20 protein-coding genes are annotated in these 18,559 nt (G+C 73.1%); 9 read left to right on the forward strand and 11 right to left on the reverse strand.

The window, feature by feature from the left end; all coding sequences use genetic code 11:
- Positions 1-173 precede the first annotated feature (173 nt).
- The 5 genes from B446_RS09790 to B446_RS09810 all read left to right on the forward strand — a co-directional run bounded on the left by B446_RS09790 (position 174) and on the right by B446_RS09810 (position 5,580).
- On the forward strand, positions 174-1,544 hold the full coding sequence (locus B446_RS09790) for an ABC transporter substrate-binding protein (RefSeq protein WP_020939264.1): 1,371 nt from the start codon (positions 174-176) through the stop codon (positions 1,542-1,544).
- Entirely contained in the window at positions 1,541-2,476 is a 936-nt protein-coding gene (locus B446_RS09795) for a carbohydrate ABC transporter permease (RefSeq protein WP_020939265.1), read from the forward strand. The genes B446_RS09790 and B446_RS09795 overlap by 4 nt, the downstream gene beginning before the upstream one ends.
- Complete coding sequence (locus B446_RS09800) at positions 2,473-3,318, forward strand: carbohydrate ABC transporter permease (RefSeq protein ID WP_020939266.1); 846 nt, start codon at positions 2,473-2,475, stop codon at positions 3,316-3,318. Before B446_RS09795 ends, B446_RS09800 begins: the two co-directional genes overlap by 4 nt.
- Positions 3,315-4,304 (forward strand): zinc-dependent alcohol dehydrogenase family protein, encoded by a 990-nt coding sequence (locus tag B446_RS09805; protein ID WP_020939267.1) that lies wholly within the window; start codon positions 3,315-3,317, stop codon positions 4,302-4,304. Before B446_RS09800 ends, B446_RS09805 begins: the two co-directional genes overlap by 4 nt.
- 82 nt (positions 4,305-4,386) lie before the next feature.
- Positions 4,387-5,580, forward strand: a complete 1,194-nt coding sequence (locus B446_RS09810) for a TerD family protein (RefSeq protein ID WP_020939268.1) — start codon at positions 4,387-4,389, stop codon at positions 5,578-5,580.
- Between the two features lie 55 nt (positions 5,581-5,635).
- Here the strand turns inward: B446_RS09810 and B446_RS09815 are convergent, their stop codons facing one another.
- The 4 genes from B446_RS09815 to B446_RS09830 all read right to left on the reverse strand — a co-directional run bounded on the left by B446_RS09815 (position 5,636) and on the right by B446_RS09830 (position 10,062).
- Positions 5,636-6,214 (reverse strand): TetR/AcrR family transcriptional regulator, encoded by a 579-nt coding sequence (locus B446_RS09815; RefSeq protein WP_020939269.1) that lies wholly within the window; start codon positions 6,212-6,214, stop codon positions 5,636-5,638.
- 4 nt (positions 6,215-6,218) lie between these two features.
- A complete protein-coding gene (locus tag B446_RS09820) occupies positions 6,219-6,896 on the reverse strand; it encodes a 2'-5' RNA ligase family protein (protein ID WP_020939270.1) in 678 nt (225 codons plus the stop codon).
- Positions 6,897-6,968: 72 nt separating this feature from the next.
- Complete coding sequence (locus B446_RS09825; RefSeq protein ID WP_020939271.1) at positions 6,969-8,414, reverse strand: alkaline phosphatase PhoX; 1,446 nt, start codon at positions 8,412-8,414, stop codon at positions 6,969-6,971.
- A gap of 220 nt (positions 8,415-8,634) precedes the next feature.
- Complete coding sequence (locus B446_RS09830) at positions 8,635-10,062, reverse strand: hypothetical protein (RefSeq protein WP_020939272.1); 1,428 nt, start codon at positions 10,060-10,062, stop codon at positions 8,635-8,637.
- A gap of 265 nt (positions 10,063-10,327) precedes the next feature.
- Between B446_RS09830 and B446_RS09835 the strand changes: the two genes are divergently transcribed.
- Entirely contained in the window at positions 10,328-12,154 is a 1,827-nt protein-coding gene (locus B446_RS09835) for an endonuclease/exonuclease/phosphatase family protein (protein WP_020939273.1), read from the forward strand.
- Positions 12,155-12,243: 89 nt separating this feature from the next.
- On the opposite strand, the gene B446_RS09840 is transcribed toward B446_RS09835, so the two are convergent.
- The 6 genes from B446_RS09840 to B446_RS39600 all read right to left on the reverse strand — a co-directional run bounded on the left by B446_RS09840 (position 12,244) and on the right by B446_RS39600 (position 15,670).
- A complete protein-coding gene (locus B446_RS09840) occupies positions 12,244-12,981 on the reverse strand; it encodes an SRPBCC family protein (RefSeq protein ID WP_020939274.1) in 738 nt (245 codons plus the stop codon).
- 14 nt (positions 12,982-12,995) lie between these two features.
- Positions 12,996-13,598 carry an ArsR/SmtB family transcription factor gene (locus B446_RS09845; protein WP_020939275.1) on the reverse strand — a complete coding sequence of 201 codons (603 nt, stop codon included), beginning with the start codon at positions 13,596-13,598 and terminating at the stop codon, positions 12,996-12,998.
- A 267-nt stretch (positions 13,599-13,865) separates the two neighbouring features.
- Positions 13,866-14,357, reverse strand: coding sequence for a DUF3618 domain-containing protein (locus B446_RS09850; protein ID WP_020939276.1), 492 nt, complete (start codon positions 14,355-14,357; stop codon positions 13,866-13,868).
- Positions 14,354-14,773: a phage holin family protein gene (locus B446_RS09855; RefSeq protein ID WP_020939277.1), complete on the reverse strand. Its 420-nt coding sequence runs from the start codon at positions 14,771-14,773 to the stop codon at positions 14,354-14,356. The genes B446_RS09850 and B446_RS09855 overlap by 4 nt, the downstream gene beginning before the upstream one ends.
- 52 nt (positions 14,774-14,825) lie before the next feature.
- Positions 14,826-15,533 carry a hypothetical protein gene (locus B446_RS09860; protein ID WP_020939278.1) on the reverse strand — a complete coding sequence of 236 codons (708 nt, stop codon included), beginning with the start codon at positions 15,531-15,533 and terminating at the stop codon, positions 14,826-14,828.
- Positions 15,530-15,670: a hypothetical protein gene (locus tag B446_RS39600; RefSeq protein ID WP_166662825.1), complete on the reverse strand. Its 141-nt coding sequence runs from the start codon at positions 15,668-15,670 to the stop codon at positions 15,530-15,532. Before B446_RS39600 ends, B446_RS09860 begins: the two co-directional genes overlap by 4 nt.
- 169 nt (positions 15,671-15,839) lie before the next feature.
- Between B446_RS39600 and dapA the strand changes: the two genes are divergently transcribed.
- The 3 genes from dapA to B446_RS09870 all read left to right on the forward strand — a co-directional run bounded on the left by dapA (position 15,840) and on the right by B446_RS09870 (position 17,370).
- A complete protein-coding gene (gene dapA / locus B446_RS09865) occupies positions 15,840-16,736 on the forward strand; it encodes a 4-hydroxy-tetrahydrodipicolinate synthase (RefSeq protein ID WP_020939280.1) in 897 nt (298 codons plus the stop codon).
- Positions 16,737-16,808: 72 nt separating this feature from the next.
- Positions 16,809-16,943: a hypothetical protein gene (locus B446_RS40735; RefSeq protein ID WP_020939281.1), complete on the forward strand. Its 135-nt coding sequence runs from the start codon at positions 16,809-16,811 to the stop codon at positions 16,941-16,943.
- A 196-nt stretch (positions 16,944-17,139) separates the two neighbouring features.
- Entirely contained in the window at positions 17,140-17,370 is a 231-nt protein-coding gene (locus tag B446_RS09870) for a response regulator transcription factor (protein WP_020939282.1), read from the forward strand.
- A 117-nt stretch (positions 17,371-17,487) separates the two neighbouring features.
- On the opposite strand, the gene B446_RS09875 is transcribed toward B446_RS09870, so the two are convergent.
- Entirely contained in the window at positions 17,488-18,555 is a 1,068-nt protein-coding gene (locus tag B446_RS09875; protein ID WP_078614671.1) for a MerR family transcriptional regulator, read from the reverse strand.
- Between the last annotated feature and the right edge of the window lie 4 nt (positions 18,556-18,559).

Raw genomic sequence — 18,559 nt, forward strand, 5'->3', positions numbered from 1 at the left:
CCGCCCGCCCACTCGCGCCCGCTCGCGAGGGCCCCTTCCGTACCACCGCACCCTCCGCCCCGTCACACCCCGACCCGTCACACCCCGACCCGTCCCGTCCCGGTACCTCCATGTCCCGGGACCCTCAGCCCCCTACTGCACCTCCCCACACCTCCAACTCCCAGGAGCGATCGATGCGCACCCCGAGCCGACGGAGGCCGCGAGCCACGCTCGCCGCGGCCGCCGCTGGGACGCTGCTCGCCCCGCTGCTCTCCGGCTGCTGGGTCGGGGCCGGCGGGACCGGTTCCGGCGGCGACTCCATCAACGTGCTGATGGTCAACAACCCCCAGATGACCGAGCTGCAGAAGCTGACCGCCGCCCACTTCACCCGGGAGACCGGCATCAAGGTCAACTTCACGGTCCTGCCCGAGAACGACGTCCGCGACAAGATCAGCCAGGACTTCGCCAACCAGGCCGGCCAGTACGACGTGGCCACCCTGTCCAACTACGAGATACCGATCTACGCCCGCAACGGCTGGCTGCACGAGATGGACTCCTACGTCGGCCGGGACCCCGGCTACGACGAGCAGGACGTGCTGAAGCCAATGCGCCGCTCGCTGACCGGCGACGACGGCAGGCTCTACGGGCAGCCCTTCTACGGCGAGTCGTCCTTCCTGATGTACCGCAAGGACGTCTTCGCCGCGAAGGGCCTGAAGATGCCCGCCCGCCCGACCTGGCGGCAGGTGGCCGACCTCGCCGCGAAGACGGACGGCGCGCGCCCCGGCATGAAGGGCGTCTGCCTGCGCGGACTGCCCGGCTGGGGCGAGCTCATGGCCCCGCTCACCACCGTGGTGAACACCTTCGGCGGGACCTGGTTCGACAAGAACTGGAAGGCCCGCCTGGACTCCCCCGAGTTCGTGAAGGCGACGAAGTTCTACGTCGGCCTGGTCCGCGAGCACGGCGAGTCGGGCGCGGCCCAGTCCGGGTTCGCCGAGTGCCTCAACGACATGACCCAGGGCAAGGTCGCCATGTGGTACGACGCCACCTCGGCGGCGGGCCTGCTGGAGGCGGACAAGTCGCCGGTGCGGGGCAAGCTCGGCTACGCCCCCGCCCCCGTGGAGCGGACCCCGTCCTCCGGCTGGCTCTACACCTGGGCCTGGGGCATCCAGAAGGCCTCCCACAACCCCGACAAGGCGTGGAAGTTCGTCTCCTGGGCGTCCGGCAAGGGCTACGAGCGACTGGTCGGCGAGACCAGCGGCTGGCCGAACGTCCCGGCGGGCAAACGGGCCTCGACCTACACGAACGCCGACTACCGCACATCCGCCGCCGCCTTCCAGGAGATGACCCGGCGGGCGATCGAGAGCGCCCGCCCGGACGACCCCGGCGTGCAGCCGCGCCCCGCGCCCGGCATCCAGTTCGTCGGCATCCCCGAGTTCACCGACCTCGGCACCAAGGTCTCCCAGGAGATCAGCGCGGCCATCGCCGGGCGCCAGTCCACGGACGCGGCCCTGCGCAGGTCCCAGCAGCTCGCCGAGAAGATCTCCAAGGAGTACGAGGGACGATGACAGCGACGACGGCTCCCCTCGCGACCACCGCCGTACGCGCGGCGAAACAGCCCCCCGCCCGGCTGCGCGCCTGGGTCACCCGGGCCCCGCTGCTGCCGGCCCTGGTCTTCATGATCGTGGTGACCCAGCTGCCGTTCGTGGCCACGCTGGTGATCTCCTTCTTCGACTGGAACGCCCTCTATCCCAAGGCCCGCCGGTTCACCGGCCTCGCCAACTACCGCCAGGTGCTGACCGACGCGGACCTGCGCCACTCGGTGTGGACGACCGTGCTGCTCACGGTGGCGGTGGTGCTGGCCAGCCTGGTCCTGGGCCTCGTCCTGGCCCTGCTGCTGGACCGCAGGTTCCGCGGCCGGGGCATCGTCCGCACCCTGCTGATCGCGCCCTTCCTGGTGGTGCCGGTGGCCGCCGCCCTGCTCTGGAAGCATGTGCTGTACAACCCCGAATACGGCCTGCTCAACGGGTTGCTGCACTATGTGGGCGGCCCACAGCCCGACTGGATCTCGAACACCCCGCTGCTCGCGGTCGAGGCCTCGCTGGTGTGGCAGTGGACGCCGTTCATGATGCTGATCCTGCTCGCCGGGCTGCAGAGCCGGGACCAGCAGCAGATCGAGGCCGCGCGGGTCGACGGCGCGAGCGACTGGCAGATCTTCCGCCATCTGACCCTCCCCCACCTGCGCCGCTACCTGGAACTCGGCGCCCTGCTGGGGTCGGTCTACATCGTGCAGAACTTCGACGCGGTCTTCACCCTCACATCCGGCGGCCTGGGCACGGCGAACCTGCCCTACACCGTCTACCAGAGCTTCTACCAGGCCCACGAGAACGGCCTCGCCTCGGCCGCCGGCGTCCTGGTGGTCATCGGTTCCATCGTCATCGCGACCTTCGCCCTGCGCGTGGTGTCGTCCCTGTTCCGCGAGGAGGTGTCCCGCGCATGAGCGCAACGGCCGTACGGCGCAGGGCGCGCCGGGGGTCCGGTCTCGGCCTGGTGGCCTGGCTGGCCGGCGTCGTCTTCTTCCTGCCCGTCGCGTGGATGGCCCTGACGTCCTTCCACTCCGAGGCGGACGCGGCGACCAACCCGCCGTCCTTCACCGCCTCCCTCACCCTGGACGGCTACCGCGAGTTCTTCGGCACCGGCGGCGGCGCGAGCCCGTGGCCCGCGCTGATCAACTCCACGGTCGCGTCCGTGGCGTCCACGGTGTGCGTGCTGCTGCTCGCCCTGCCGGCGGCGTACGCGCTGTCGGTCCGGCCCGTGCGCAAGTGGACGAACGTGCTGTTCTTCTTCCTGTCCACGAAGATGCTGCCGGCCGTGGCGGGCCTGCTGCCGATCTACCTGTTCGCCAAGAACGCCGGGATGCTCGACAACATCTGGCTGCTGGTCGTCCTCTACACCTCCATGAACCTGCCGATCGCGGTGTGGATGATGCAGTCCTTCCTGGCCGAGGTGCCGGTGGCGGTCATCGAGGCGGCCCGGGTGGACGGCGCGTCCCTGCCGGTGATCCTCGCGCGCGTGGTGGCCCCGATCGCCCTGCCCGGCATCGCCGCCACCGCCCTGATCTGCTTCATCTTCAGCTGGAACGAGCTGCTGTTCGCCCGGGTCCTGACGGGTGTGGTCGCCGGGACCGCCCCCGTCTTCCTGACCGGCTTCATCACCAGCCAGGGCCTGTTCCTGGCCAAGGTGTGCGCCGCGTCGCTCGTCGTCTCCCTGCCGGTGCTCGCCGCGGGGTTCGCCGCCCAGGACAAGCTGGTCCAGGGCCTGTCGTTGGGAGCCGTGAAATGAAGGCCGCCGTCATCGAGTCCGTGGGCCGTGCCGTCGTCACCGAGGTCCCGGACCCCACGCCCGGGCCCCGCGAGGTCGTCGTCGAGGTCGCCGCCTGCGGTCTGTGCGGCACCGACCTGCACATCCTCCAGGGCGAGTTCGCGCCCGAGCTGCCGATCGTGCCCGGCCACGAGTTTGCGGGCACGGTGGTCGGGGTCGGCACCCAGGTCACCGAGGCCGCGGTCGGCGACCGGGTGGCGGTGGACCCCTCCCTGTACTGCCACGAGTGCCGCTACTGCCGTACCGGCCACAACAACCTGTGCGAGCGCTGGGCCGCGATCGGCGTGACCACGGCGGGCGGCGCGGCCCGGTACGCCGTCGCCCCGGTCGCCAACTGCGTGAAGCTGCCCGAGCACGTGCGCACCGAGGACGCGGCCCTGGTCGAGCCGCTGTCCTGCGCGGTGCGCGGCTACGACGTGCTGCGCGCACGCCTCGGCGCGCACGTGCTGGTCTACGGGTCCGGGACCATGGGCCTGATGATGCTCGAACTGGCCAAGCGCACCGGTGCGGCCAGTGTGGACGTGGTGGACGTCAACCCGGATCGGCTGGAGACGGCCCGCCGGCTCGGTGTCTCGGGCGCGGCGGCCGGCGCCGACGACCTGGACCGGCCGCAGGGCTGGGACGTGGTCGTGGACGCGACCGGCAACGCGGCGGCGATCCAGGACGGCCTGGGCCGGGTGGCCAAGGCGGGCACGTTCCTGCAGTTCGGGGTGGCCGACTACGCGACCCGGGTCACGATCGACCCGTACCGGATCTACAACCAGGAGATCACCATCACCGGCTCCATGGCGGTGCTGCACAGCTTCGAGCGGGCGGCCGAACTGTTCGCCGGCGGGGTGCTGGACCCCGAGGTGTTCATCAGCGACCGGATCCCGCTGGAGCGCTACCCCGAGGCGCTGGAGCAGTTCGCCGCCGGGGTGGGCCGCAAGATCGTGGTGGTGCCCTGAGCCGATCGGGGGACGCGGGGCCGCCGGGGTGTCGGTAAGGGAACGGTAAAGCGGTGTCGTTCGTTCACCCGGCATGACAGCTATGACCCCTGGCTCGAACATCCCTCTGCCGGCCGCACGCGTGACGGTGGACGTCGCCGCCCCGGTGCGGCTCGACGTGTCGGGCCTGCTGCTCACCGCCGACGGCAAGGTGCGCTCCGACGACGACTTCATCTTCTACAACCAGCCGGCCGGACCGGGCGTGACGTACACGTCCGGCGGCGGCTCGGCGCCCGACGCGATCACGGTGGACACCGCCGCCGTGCCGCCGGAGATCGAGAAGATCGTGGTCACGGCCAGCCCGGACGCGGCCGGCCAGACCTTCCAGGGCATCGAGCCGACCGCCACGGTCCGGGACGCCGACGGCGGTTCGGTCCTGGCCACCTTCACCCCGCCGCAGCTCGGCACCGAGACGGCGCTGGTGGTCGTGGAGATCTACCGCAGGGGCGGCGCCTGGAAGGCCCGGGCCGTCGGCCAGGGGTACGCGAACGGCCTCGCGGGCATCGCGACCGACTTCGGTGTCTCGGTGGAGGAGCCCGCCGCCCCCGCGGCCGCGCCGCGGCAGCCGGCCGCCCCGCCCGCGCCCGCCGCGCAGGCGCCCGCCGTTCCGGCCGCGCCGCCGGTTCCCGCCGCTCCCCCCGCCCCGGTGCCGGGCGCCGGGAAGGTCAACCTGGACAAGGGGCGGGTCAGCCTCCAGAAGAACCAGACGGTGTCCCTGGTCAAGGGCGGCCGCCCGCTGCTGTCCGTGGTGCAGATGGGCCTCGGCTGGGAGCCCGCCCACCGGGGCAGGGACATCGACCTGGACGCCTCGGTCATCGCCTACGGCCCGCAGCGCAACCCGGTCGACAGCTGCTACTTCGGCAAGCTGACGATCCTGAACGGCGCGATCAAGCACTCCGGTGACAACCTCACCGGCGAGGGCGGCGGCGACGACGAGATGATCATGGTGGACCTGGGGCGGATCCCCCAGGAGGTGACCGGTCTGGTCTTCACCGTGAACTCCTTCTCCGGGCAGAAGTTCACCGAGGTCGCCAAGGCGTACTGCCGGCTGCTGGACGCGGACACCGGAGAGGAGCTGGTCCGCTTCGACCTCACCAACGCCGAGCCGCAGACGGGCGTGATGATGGCCAAGCTCGTCCGGCAGTTCTCCGGCGAGTGGGACATGACGGCGCTGGGCGAGTTCGTGAAGGCCCGCACCGTGCGGAACATGGTCGATCCCGGAGCGCGGGCCCTCTAGGCGTGCGTCCGGCGGCCGGCGGCGCCCCCGTTCCCGCGGGGGCGCGCCCGGCTGCTCACGCTCCGGCGGCCGGGCGCAGTCCCTCGGTCAGCAGGGTCAGGTAGCGGCGGATCTCATGTCCCCGCCCGCCGGCCAGCTCCGACGCCGAGGCCACGCCGTGCGCCAGGCGCAGGACCTCGATCGGCTCGATGTCCGGGCGCAGGCTGCCGTCGCGCTGCGCAGCCTCCACCAGCCGCCGCGCCGCGTCCTTCAGCCGGGTGCCGCAGACCGTGTCCGCGGCGGAGCCGCCGTCGGAGACGGCCGAGCCCAGCAGCGCCTTCATGCCGCGCACCTGGATCGTGCCGACGCACACCTCGTGCAGCCACTCCGTCAGCGCCTCGCCCGGCGGCAGCCGTGCGGCGAACTCCCCGGCCCGGTCCGCCATGGCCTGCATCCGGTCCACGTACGCGGCCTCCAGCAGGTCCTGCCGGGTCGGGAAGTGGCGGTAGAGGGTGCCGGCGCCGACCCCGGCGCGCTTGGCGATGTCGTCGAGGGACGCGTTCTCCCCGTGCTCGGCGAAGGCCTCGGCCGCCACCGTCAGCAGCCGTTCGTAGTTGCGCCGGGCGTCCGCGCGCATGGGCCTGCCCTGCGGCATCCAGCTACTCCTCGCGCACCGGGGGTCTCGCGGGAATCGTATCGGCCCCCGGTCCCGCCGGCCGGTGCGCCGGCGGTCCGTACCCGTACCCGCCGCTGCCCGGGTCCTCCTCCCGGTGGCGGTGCACCGCGCCGGTGCCCAGGGCGACGGTGGCGCGTACCCGCATGGGCCCGTCACCGCGGCGGGACAGCAGCACGACCTCGGACACCCGGGCCCGGGCCGCCCCGAGCCGGGCGGCGCACTCGGCCGCGAGGTCCCGCGGGGCCCGGGTCCGCCCGAGCGAGAGGTGCGGGGTGAACCGGGGGAAGCGGTCCACGCAGGCGGGGAACGGCTCGGCGAGCACGCGCCGCAGTTCCGTCCAGGGCGCGACGCCGGCCGCCGCTGGGTCGAGCCACACGGTGGAGAAGGAGCGGTGGCCGAACGAGCGGACCCCGGCGAGCCGGGCGTCGAAGGGCGCGCACCGCGCCGCGGCGTCGGCCAGCAGCGGGAGCGCCGCCGGGAAGTCCTCCTCCGGTACGAAGCCGAAGACGAGGTTCACATGGGGCGGCCAGCGGCGGATCTGCGGGTCGTGCTCGGCCCGGACGTCCTGGACGGCGGGCCACAGCGCGGCCGGGGGCAGCCACGCCACGGCGGTCCGGGGCGTGGGTGCCGACTCCAGGCGGCCGGGCGGCGGACGGGACACCCCTCCATCATGGCCCGCCACCCGCCGGACAGGGGTGCGGCCCGCTCCGGCAGCGCGCCACACCCGGAGAGGTCAGCCGCGCTTCTGCCGCTTCCAGGGGCCGGTGACGGCGAGCATGATGCCCGGTTCCTGGATGTTGGCGAACAGGGTGCGGCCGTCGGGCGAGAAGGTGACGCCGGTGAACTCGCTGTACTCCGGTTCCTGCGCGGTGCCGATGTTCAGTTCGTTGCGGGCGATCGGGTAGGTGCGGCCGCTCTCGGTGGCGCCGAAGAGGTGCTGGACGCCCTCGCCGTCCTCGGCGATGACAAGGCCGCCGTACGGGGAGACGGTGATGTTGTCGGGGCCGTCGAAGGCGCCGTCCGCCGCGGGGTCGGGGTTGACGCCGAGGAGCACCTTGAGGGTCAGGGTGCGGCGCTTGGGGTCGTAGAACCAGACCTGGCCGTCGTGCTGGACAGGACTCTCCGCGCGGGCGTAGGAGGAGACGACGTAGGCGCCGCCGTCGCCCCACCACATGCCCTCCAGCTTGCGGGCGCGGGTGACCTGGCCGTCGGTGAACTGCTTGCGCACGGACGTGGTCCGGGCGTCACGGTCGGGGACGTCCACCCAGTCGACCCCGTACACGGTGCCGATGCGGGTCGCCCGCGAGAGGTCGTCGACGAACCTGCCGCCGGAGTCGAAGCACTTGAACGCCTGGAGCGCGCCGGCGTCGTCGGCGAGGGTGCGCAGCCTGCCGCGGCCGTGGCGGAATCCCTGCGGCGGGGTCCAGCGGTAGAGGAGGCCGTTGGGGCCCGAGGCGTCCTCGGTGAGGTAGAGGTGCCCGCGCTTGGGGTCGACGACGACGGCCTCGTGGGCGTAGCGGCCGAGCGCCTTGACCGGCTTGGGGTCGCGGTTGGCCCGGCGGTCCTCGGGGTCGACCTCGAAGACGTAGCCGTGGTCCTTGGTCATGCCGTTCTGGCCGGCCTTGTCCTCGGTCTCCTCGCAGGTCAGCCAGGTGCCCCACGGGGTGTTGCCGCCCGCGCAGTTGGTGGAGGTGCCGGCGACGCCGACCCACTCGGCGACCTGGTCGCGGCGGACCTCGACGACCGTGCAGCCACCGGCGGCGGCAGGATCGTAGACGAGGCCCTCGGTGAGCGGCACCGGGTGCTGCCAGCCGGCGCGGGGGCCCTTCAGCTCGTGGTTGTTGACGAGGAGGGTGGCGCCCCGGGGGCCGTCGAAGGTGGAGGTGCCGTCGTGGTTGGAGGGGGTGAACTCGCCCGACTCCAGCTTCGTCCGGCCGCTGTAGGTGATGATCCGGTACCGGAAGCCCTCGGGCAGGGCGAGGATGCCGGCCGGGTCCGGGACCAGGGGGCCGTAGCCGGGGCCGTGGTGTCCGTGCCCCTGTTCGCCCTCCGCGCTGTCGATCTCGGTGGCGGCGAGGGCGTTGGGCGCGGTGGCGAGGGCCCCGACGCTGCCCGCCAGCGCGATCCCGGCACCGGTGACCGCGGATGTCCTGGCGAAGTCCCTGCGAGTGAGCGACATGGTGTCTCCCTGTGACGGTGGGCACGTGCCGTGGCGGGTGGCGGGCCTCGGTTCGGCGCACACGCTCCCGCCGCTTGCTGAACGGGAGTTGAACGCCGTACTGCTTCCGGGGCCCCGGTTCCATGAACCCGTAGGCACGCCCTCCGGCCAACGGCGGGCACCGGCCATGTTCGCCCGGGTGCGGGCGGCCGGGTGCGGGCGGCCGGGTGCGGGCGGTCGCTCAGCCGCCCTGCTGGGACCGCGCCTTGAACGCGGCCTTCCGCGCCTCCTTCGCCACCTTCTTGTCCGGGTGCAGCCGGCCCATCGCCTCCAGGACGTCCGCGGTGGCGGGGTGGTCCACCCGCCAGGCGGCCGCGAAGAACCCGCTGTGCTGCTCGGCGAGCCCCTCCACCAGTGCCTGGAGTTCGTCGGAGTTGCCCTCGGCGGCCAGTTGGGCGGCCACCGTGTCGACGGTCAGCCAGAAGACCAGGTCCTGGGAGGGCGCCGGCACGCCGGAGGCGCCGCGCTCGCTCAGCCACACCCGGGCGAGTCCGCCGAGCTCCGGGTCGTCCAGCACCTCCCGCAGGGCCGGTTCGGCCTCCGTCCCGACCAGGGACAGCGCCTGCTGGCAGCGCAGCCTGCGCAAGGGGGCGCCGGCGTCCGCGCCGCGTGCCGCCGCGAGCAGGTCCCTGGCCGCGGCGAGCGGTTCACGCCGGCCGAGCCACTGCTCCGTCTCGGCCTGGGCGGCGGACTGCCCGAACCGGGCGGTGCCGTCGAGCAGGGCGTCGGCGCCCTTCTCGGCGAGTTCGCCGACCGCGGGGGCGTCGAGGCCGGCCTCCAGCAGCCGTACCCGCAGCCCGTACGCGCCGAGCGGGGTGAGCCGGACCAGGCCGTAGCGGGAGACGTCGGTGTCGTCGACCGGCGCGGCGGGCTCCTCGTCGGCGTCGGCCATGAGGTCCTCGTCCACCGGCCGGTACTCGACGAGGCCGATCGGCTCCAGTGTCCGGAACTGGTCGTCGAGGCGCATCATCGCGTCGGAGACCTGTTCCAGCACGTCGTTGGTGGGTTCGCCCATGTCGCTGGGGACGATCATCGAGGCGGCGAGGGCGGGCAGCGGCACGGGGGCCTGGCCGGGACCGTCCTCACTGACCGTCAGCAGGTAGAGGTTGCCGAGGACGCCGTCGAGGAACTCCGCCTCGGCCTCCGGGTCCCAGTCGAGTGACGTGAAATCGATCTCGCCGCCCTCGTCCATCGCGTCCATGAGGCCGTCCAGGTCCGGCACGCTCGCGTCCGCGACCACGGTCTCCAGGGCGCTGAGCCAGACGGTGAGCACGTCGTGCGGGGAGCCGCCGGTGAGCAGCGCGAGTTCCTCCCCGGCCGTCACCGTCCCGGCCTCCTCGTCGGTGATCTCGACCAGCCCGGCGTCCACCGCCACCCGCCACGCCTCGGCGGCGTACGCGGCGGCGTCGTCCCCGCTCAGGCCGAGGGTCCCGGCGGCGTCAGGCAGTTGTTCCTCGACCAGGCCGCCGCCGGCGTCCACCCGGGTCGCGGGACCGGCCCAGCGGGCGAGGCGGACGGCGCGGGAGAGCAACGGCGTGGACAGCGCGGCGCGCGCCAGCTCCGCTTCGGGGTGCAGCCGTACGGGCGGCAGGGGGGAGCTGTCTGACATCGGCTGGTTCTCCTCGGGCCGTGAAATCACTCAGCCGCTCAGCCTAGACGGATTTCCACCCATGCCGCCCGGTTCATCTCCCCGCCGGTCGCCGTACATGGCCGAAACCTTGACAACTCCGGGCGCCTGGCGGGAGATTGACGCGCGTAGAAGTTGGGGGGACAACTGTTCACTCGGCTCTATGCGTGTCACGGAGGGCCACGAGCCCGACACGCTCCCGTTCCACCCTCGTCCCGGCGCTCACGCACGTCCCCGGAGGGATCCCTTGCCGAGCAGGTCCACCGCGCGCCTCGCCGCGCTCACCGTCGCCGCCGTCTGTTCCGCCGCGTCGGCCGTCGTCCTCACGTCGCCCGCGCACGCCGACTCGGTGCGCATCCACGACATCCAGGGCACCACCCGTATATCCCCGCTGGCCGGCCAGAAGGTCGCCGACGTGCCCGGCATCGTGACGGCCACGCGCACCTACGGCTCGTCCAAGGGCTTCTGGATGCAGGACCCGACCCCGGACGACGACCCGGCCACCAGCGAAGGCGTGTTCGTCTTCACCAGCTCCACGCCCAAGGTCGCGGTCGGCGACTCCGTCACGGTGACCGGCACGGTCTCCGAGTTCGTCCCGGGCGGCGCCTCCTCCGGCAACCAGTCGGTGACGGAGGTGACCAAGCCGACGGTCACCACCGTCTCCACCGGCAACGCCGTCCCGGCGCCCACCGTGATCGACGCGGAGTCGGTCCCGGACGCCTACACCCCGGCCGGCGACACCGCCGCGGCCGGCTCCGTCAACGGCCTGACCCTGGACCCGTCGGCGTACGCCCTGGACTACTACGAGTCCCTGGAGGGCATGAACGTCCAGGTCGCCGACACCCGCGTGGTGACCCGCACCGACCCGTACAGCGAGCTGTGGGTCACGGTGAAGCCGCGGGAGCACCGCAACCATCGCGGCGGCACGGTCTACGGATCCTACGAGTCGCAGAACACCGGCCGGCTGCAGATCCAGTCGCTGGGCTCGACCGCCGCCTTCCCGAAGGCGAACGTCGGCGACACCCTGGAGGGCACCACCACCGGCCCGCTGGACTACAACCAGTTCGGCGGCTACACCCTGGTCGCGAGCAAGCTCGGCACGCTCACGAGCGGCGGCCTGGAGCGCGAGACCACGGCCAAGCAGTCCGCCCGCGAGCTGGCGGTGGCCACCTACAACGTCGAGAACCTCGACCCGTCGGACGCCACGTTCGACAAGCACGCCGCCGCGATCGTGAACAACCTTCAGTCGCCCGACATCGTGTCCCTGGAGGAGATCCAGGACGACAACGGCGCCACGGACGACGGCACCGTCGACGCGAGCGCGACCGTGAACAAGCTGATCGACGCGATCGTCGCGGCGGGCGGCCCGAAGTACGACTGGCGGTCGATCAACCCGGTCAACGACCAGGACGGCGGCGAGCCGGGCGGCAACATCCGCCAGGTCTTCCTGTTCAACCCGGAGCGGGTGTCCTTCGTGGACCGCGCGGGCGGCGACTCCACCACCGCGGTCGGCGTCACCAAGGTGCACGGCAAGGCGGAGCTCACGGCCTCCCCGGGCCGCATCGACCCGACGAACGCGGCCTGGACCAACAGCCGCAAGCCGCTGGCCGGCGAGTTCACCTTCCACGGCAAGACCGTGTTCGTGATCGGCAACCACCTCAACTCCAAGGGTGGCGACCAGGGTCTGACCTCGCAGTACCAGCCGCCGACGCGCAGCTCTGAGGTCCAGCGCCACGCGCAGGCGACCGAGGTGAACGCGTTCGTCAAGGACATCCTGTCCGTGCAGAAGAACGCGAACGTGATCGCGCTCGGCGACATGAACGACTTCGAGTTCTCCGAGACCGCGAAGATCATGGAGGGTGACGGCGAGCTGTGGTCGGCGATCAAGTCGCTGCCCCGGAGCGAGCGTTACACCTACGACTACCAGGGCAACGAGCAGGTCCTCGACCAGATCCTGATCAGCCCGTCGATCCGCCGCGGCTGCGACTTCGAGTACGACAGCGTGCACATCAACTCGGAGTTCAACGACCAGATCAGCGACCACGACCCGCAGGTGCTGCGGTTCCGCCCGTAGGTCTGCAGCTCCGCAGGGCTGTAGGTCCGCAGGGCTGTAGGTCCGCAGGGCTGTAGGTCCGCAGTCGGCGCCGACCGGGGCCGCCGGGCTCAGGGCCGGCCGAACACGTCGTTCAGCCAGTCCTGCCAGGCGGCCCCGTTCGCGTCGGCGTCGGCGTCCGGCGCGAAGTCGTGGACGCTGATGCCGAGCGGCGCGCCCCAGTGGCCGCGCCCGAAGAACCGGACGAGGGCATGGTCGGTGCGCAGTCCGATGAAGTACGGGTTGCGGTAGTCGAGCACGGCGTCCAGGGTCCGCCCGCCGGGCCCCCGGACGGTGGCCTTCGTGCCCGCGGCCGCGTCGTCCGGCAGGCCGAGCGCACGGGCCGCGGCGGCCAGCGCCCGCGGTGTCGCGGAGGCGGCGGGCCCGTTCAGCTGGGCGAAGGCGACCGGGCGGGGCGCGAAGTGCGTCAGGTACTCGCACAGGGTGTGCAGATAGAAGTTGGTGTGCTTGCTCGCGCCGTCGTACTGGTTGTTCCAGTCGTCGGTGAAGATGCCGCTGTGCACGTAGCGCACCCAGGCGCGGCGGCCCTCGTCGCGGGACTCGATCGTGTAGTCGAGCTGGTTGAGCGACTGGGTCGGGGAGCCGACGTCCTCGCTGCGGCTGGTGTAGCGGTGGGGCGGGTCCCAGGCGGTGACGGTGGACCCGAAGGGTCCCCTGCCGCCCTCCCGGGGCTCGGGCGGATCCATCGGCCACAGGTAGCCACCGCTGCCGGTGGTGACGGCGTCCCACACCTTCTCCGGCGGGACGTCGACCTCGAACTCGCGGACGATCTCGAATTCCTGGGGCATGGCGAAGCTCCTGCTCAGCTCTCGACGGACGGCTGGTCCTTGACCACGGGGTGCAGCGCGATCACGATCCGGTGGTCGCGGCCGCCCTCGGCGTCGGGGGCGTCGTACTTGCGGACGAGGGCGCTCACACCGGCGGTCAGCTCCTGCACGAAGGCCGCGCGGTCGGCGGCGGACGCGAAGCGGACCTGGCCGTCCAGGGCGTAGGTGGCCAGCGGCCTGCGGGCCCGGGCGGCACCGGTGATCAGGGTGCCGACGTCCCGTACCAGGCGGGCGCCGAGGGCGAGCAGCCAGCGCGCGGAGAGCTGGTCGCGGAAGCGGTCCGGGTCCGGCTGCACGGCGGGCAGGGCGGCCGGCGAGATGACGTACGACGCGGCGGTCGCGCGCATGAGCCGCTCGGTGACGTTGCCCTTGCGGCGCTCCCCGGCCAGTTCGACCAGGCCGTGCCGCTCCAGCGCCTTGAGGTGGTAGTTGACCTTCTGCCGGGGCAGGCCGACCCGGCCGGCCAGCATCGCGGCGGAGGCGGGTTCCGCGGCCAGTTCGGCGAGCAGCCGGGCCCGTATCGGGTCGAGCGATACGGCCGCCGCCTCGGGGTCCTCGATCACGGTGACGTCCAGCATGCGTCCACCCTCCCACCGAAAACTAAATCTGTCCAAGCAGACTTCGTTTTCGGTGGGAGGGTGGAGGAGGGGGCGGAGTGGGCGGAGTGGCGGGGGCCCAGGCCGGGGTGGACCGGCGCCTTGGCACCGCGGGCCGGCACCGGGGACCGACGTGCCCCGGGGGCTCGTGCCGCGGCCGGGCGCGGTCAGCGGTGGCGTCGGTGACGGCCCCGGCAGCGACCCGCCGACGGCTTCGGCACTGACCCGCCGACGGCATCGGTGGTGGCGTCAGCGTTGCCGCTGCCTGCGCCAGGCGAAGCCCGCCGCGACGGCGGCGGCACCCAGCACGCCCACGGCCGCGAGCGCGCCGGGGTGCCGCTTGCCCGAGCGCAGCGCCGCGCGGAACTGCTGCGGGAGGCCGTCCGGGCCGGAGCGGCCCGCGCGGGCGGCCCGGTCCTGCACCGCGTGCCCGGCGTGCGCGGCCTGGTCCTGCAGGACGTGCCCGGCGTGCGCCGCCCGGTCCTGGACCAGGTGCCCGGCGTGCGCCGCCCGGTCCTGGACGGCGTGGCCCGCGTGCCGGGCGCTCACCCGGAGCTGCACGGTCATGGCGCCGGCCTTGTCGCGCAGGTCGGCGGCCCGGGCGCGGGCCCGGCCCTTCACGTCGGCCTTGTCCATGAGCTGCGCGACGGTGTCGCCGAGCTGGCTCCTGGTGTGCTCGATCTGGCGCCGCAGCTCGTCGGGGCCCTTGGCGCCCGAGCCGTGCGGGATCCTGTGCGTCATCGATGTGCCCTTTCCCTGATCTCGTCGACGTCCGCCCTGACGCTGCCGAGCGTCTCCTCCGGGGTCGGCGGGGCGGCGCGGCGCAACTCGGCGCGCCCCGCCACGGCCAGCACACCGGCCACCGCGAAGTACACGGCGGCGACGATCAGCGCCGCCGCCCACACGGGCAGGGCCAGGGAGAGTGCGGCGGTGGCGGCGCCGGCCAGCACGATCAGGCCGACGTAGCCGACGGCGCCCGAGGCGCCCAGCAGTCCGCCGCCGCGCCCGGCCCGGCGTCCCTTCTCGGTCAGCTCCTCCTTGGCGAGGGCGACTTCCTGCCGCAGGAGCAGCGAGAGCTGTTCGGTGGCCCGGCCGACGAGTTCGCCCGTGGAGGGGCGCCCGTCGGCCGCGGGCCGTGCGTGCTGGGTCACGGTCACGGTGTCCGCCTCCTCTCCGTACGGAACATCCGGGTACCCCGGCCGCGGTGCGTCAGACCTGTTCCCGCCCCCCGGACCCGGCTTCGCCGAACCGGGCGAGTTGGGTCTGGAACCAGTCGAGCCTGGCCTGCAACAGGGCCGCTTCCGCGGTGAGTTCGGGCAGGCCCAGTTCTCCGTCGGCCGCCAACTCGGCCGCCGTCCCGGCCGGCAGAACAGCTTGGGCCGGGCCGCCCGCGACCACCCGCAGGCCCGCGCCGGCGAGCCGGGCGAAACCGGCGAGCGAGACGGACGTCCGCCCGCGGACACAGCCGGCGCACGCGGGGGCGAGGGCCCACCAGCCGGGTCTTCCCCAGCCCGCGTCGGCGAACGCGACGGCGCCGGCGCCGCAGCCGCACGGCCCGGCGGTCGCCGTGCGCACCCGCTGCCGGGCGTAACGGAACCCGCGCTCGAAGCGGATGTAGGCACCGAGCACGGAGACCTCGAGCAGAACGGTGTCCCGGTGCTCCGCCGTGCACCGCAGGGCCTCGGCGGCCGCACGCTCGTGCACGCAGTGGAAGCCGCAGTCGCACCGGCGCGCGGGCGGCCGGTGCCGGCGCCCGTAGACGCAGGCCGCGTCGGCGAGGACGCCGTACGGCAGCGCGCCACCCAGGGACACACCGGTGAACCCGGCCCGGGTGCCGTCCTGGGACAGCACCGGGTGGGCGATCTTGTATCCGGTCGGCGGCTCCGTGGGGCGTTCCACCGGGAGCCGCAGCCTCATCGGGCCGCCGGTACCTCTTCGCGGGCCGGTTCGGCCGGCGCGGTGCGGGTGATCTCCTCGGGGAGCGGCTGCTCCTCCTCGTGGACGGGTTGCCGCTCCTCGGCGACCCCGGTGGCCAGTGCCTTGCCGAGCTTCATGGTGCCTCCCATGACCGACGTAGATGACCCTCCGTGCCCATAGTGACCCATGAAGGGCCGAGTTGGACACAGGGCCTTCGGCCGTCCGCACCACAGATCAGCAGTGCTACGCAATATGCCGTAGAAGATTTAAGTGGAGCTACATCGTCGTCGCGCCGAGACTACCCCTATGACGAACCGACGCACACCCTTCGGCCGCACGCTCTGCGCGATGATCACCCCGTTCACCGGGGCGGGCGCCCTCGACCTGGAGGGGGCCGGGCGGCTGGCCGCGCGGCTGGTGGCGGCGGGCTGCGACGGCCTGGTGCTCAACGGCACCACGGGCGAGTCGCCGACCACCACCGACGCGGAGAAGGCGGACCTGGTGAGGGCCGTACGGGAGGCGGTCGGCGACGGGGTCCCGCTGGTGGCGGGGGTGGGGTCCGCGGACACCCGGCACACGGCCGGACTGGCACTGGCGGCCGGGAAGGCGGGGGCCGACGGGGTGCTGGTGGTGACCCCTTACTACAGCAGGCCGCCGCAGGAGGCGGTGGCGGCGCACTTCCGCGAGGTCGCCGACGCGAGCGAGCTGCCGGTGATGCTCTACGACATCCCGGGCCGCACCGGCACCCGGATCGAGCCGGAGACGATGATCCGCCTGGCCGCGCACCCGCGGATCGTGGCGGTCAAGGACTGCTCCTACGACTTCCTCGGCACCCAGAAGGTGCTGGCCGAGACGGAGCTGGCCTACTACGCGGGCTGCGACGAGCACCTGCTCGCGTTGTACGCCGTGGGCGCGGCCGGCTGCGTGAGCACGGTCGCCAACGCCGTGCCGGGCCATGTCGCCGCCGTCCTCGACGCCTTCGACGCGGCGGACACCGCCCGCGCGGCCGAACTCCAGTCGCGGCTCGTGCCGTTGATCGAGGCGACGACGGGCGCGGACCTGCCGGGCACGGTCACCGTCAAGGCGCTCCTCGGCGGACTCGGCCTGCCCGCGGGCCCGGTACGCGCACCACTGCTGCCCGCGGGGCGGGAGGCGGCCGAGAAGCTGCGGGCGCGGTACGAGACGCTGGTCGGCGGGGCGTGACCGGCGGCTGCCCCCGGCACCCTGGACAGTGACCCCCGACGGCCACCGGGCCCGCAGCCGTACGGTGCCGCCATGAGCCGCCCGCCGCTGTTCCTGGACGTCGACGGCCCCCTCAACCCGTTCGCGGCCCGGCCGGAGTGCCGCCCGGAGGGCTGCGCGACGATCAGGGCGTCGGTGCGCCCGGGCCGGCCCTGCGGGTCCGGCTGAAGATGCCGCCACCTGGCCTCGTGACACGCCCGTGACAGTCGGCAGACAGCGCCATGACCTCCCCACATCAAAATCGGATAAAGAGGGCGAACAAGCAGGAATGCGGCTATGCGGACACCCTGGCATCCCGGCACTCGCCCACTGCTTCCGAGGACGCGAGCAGCGACGACCGAGTCGACCGCCGAAGGACATCCCCATGAGCCTCATCCTCACCCCGCAGACCGCCGAAGCCCCCGCGCCCGAGCTGGCCCCGCGCGAGCGTGAGACCCTCCGGCACATCGCCGCCGGCCGCACCTACCTGCAGACGGCCCGCCACATGGGCCTCTCCAAGCACACGGTCGACGCCTACCTGCGCCGCATCCGGGCCAAGCTCGACATCACCACCACGGCGGAGCTGACGCGCCTGGCGATCTCCCTGGGGCTGTGAGGCGGCCCCCGGCGGTGAGGGGGCGAGGAAGACGTGAGGGCGGCCGCGGGGACGGCCGCCCTCATGCTGCGCGTGACCGGACGGGCGCCGGCATCCGGCCTCGCGGTGAGCGGAGTGTCAGTCCTCCAGACGGACCGGCATCAGGATCGAGAAGGTGCCCTCGTCGTCCAGCCGGCGGACCGCGATCGGCACGGTGGGGGTGTCGAGCTCGAGAACCAGCCGGTCCCGGCCCCCGGCGGCCAGCGCGTCCAGCAGGAAGTCACGGTTGACGGCGACGCGGTCCGGGTCCGTGTCACCGTCCGCGCAGAGGGTCACCGTGCCCCCGTCCCGCACGCTGAGCACGCTGAGGTCGGGCGCTCCGGCCCCTTCGGAACGGACGGGCCCGGTCTCCAGGGCCTTCCGGAACGCGGCGGCCTCGACGACGGCGCGGCGCCCTACGGCCTTGGGGAGGAGACGCCGGTAGTCGGGGAAGTCGTGGTCGGGACACTGGCCGCCCGCCTGCCTGTCCCCCACCTCCAGCGTCACGCGATCACCGTCGACGGACAGCCGGACAGGACCCTCACCGTCCAGCAGCGCCCGCATGGCGTCGACGAGCGGGGTGGGCACGACGGCCTGCACCCGGCCCTGGCCGTGCCCGGCGACTTCGGCGTACGCGACGGCCATGCGGTACCGGTCGGTGGCGACGAGATGGAGTGCCTCGCCCTCGATGTCGAACAGGACCCCGCCGAGCGAGGGCAGTTCGGGGTCGGTGCCGACGGCGAACCGGACGGCGTCCAGCGCGGCCGCGAGGTCGGCTGCGGCGCCGGGCATCCGGACGGCGGCGGTGCGGGGCGAGGTCATGGCGTTCTCCCGGTGATCGAGTAGTGCGCGGAGCGCGGAGAACTCGCCGCGGGCGTCGGACAGCCCTTGTTCGAGACGACCGAGGTGCGCCGTGAGCAGCTTCCGGACCAGACCGGTGTCCGCACCGGACCAGCTGGCCAGCACGAGCCGGATGTCCGGCAGCGGCATCCCGGCCCGGCGCAGGCGAGCCAGCAACCTGGCCTCCTCGAGCTGCCCGGGCTCGTACCAGCGGTATCCACTCACCGGATCCACCCAGGCCGGGACGAGCACACCGGCACGGTCGTAGAACCGCAGAGCGCTCACCCCCAGACCGCTGTCACGGCCCATCTCCCCGATGCTGCGCATGTCG

This window comes from Streptomyces collinus Tu 365 (genome assembly GCF_000444875.1).
Taxonomy (GTDB): Bacteria; Actinomycetota; Actinomycetes; order Streptomycetales; family Streptomycetaceae; genus Streptomyces; species Streptomyces collinus_A.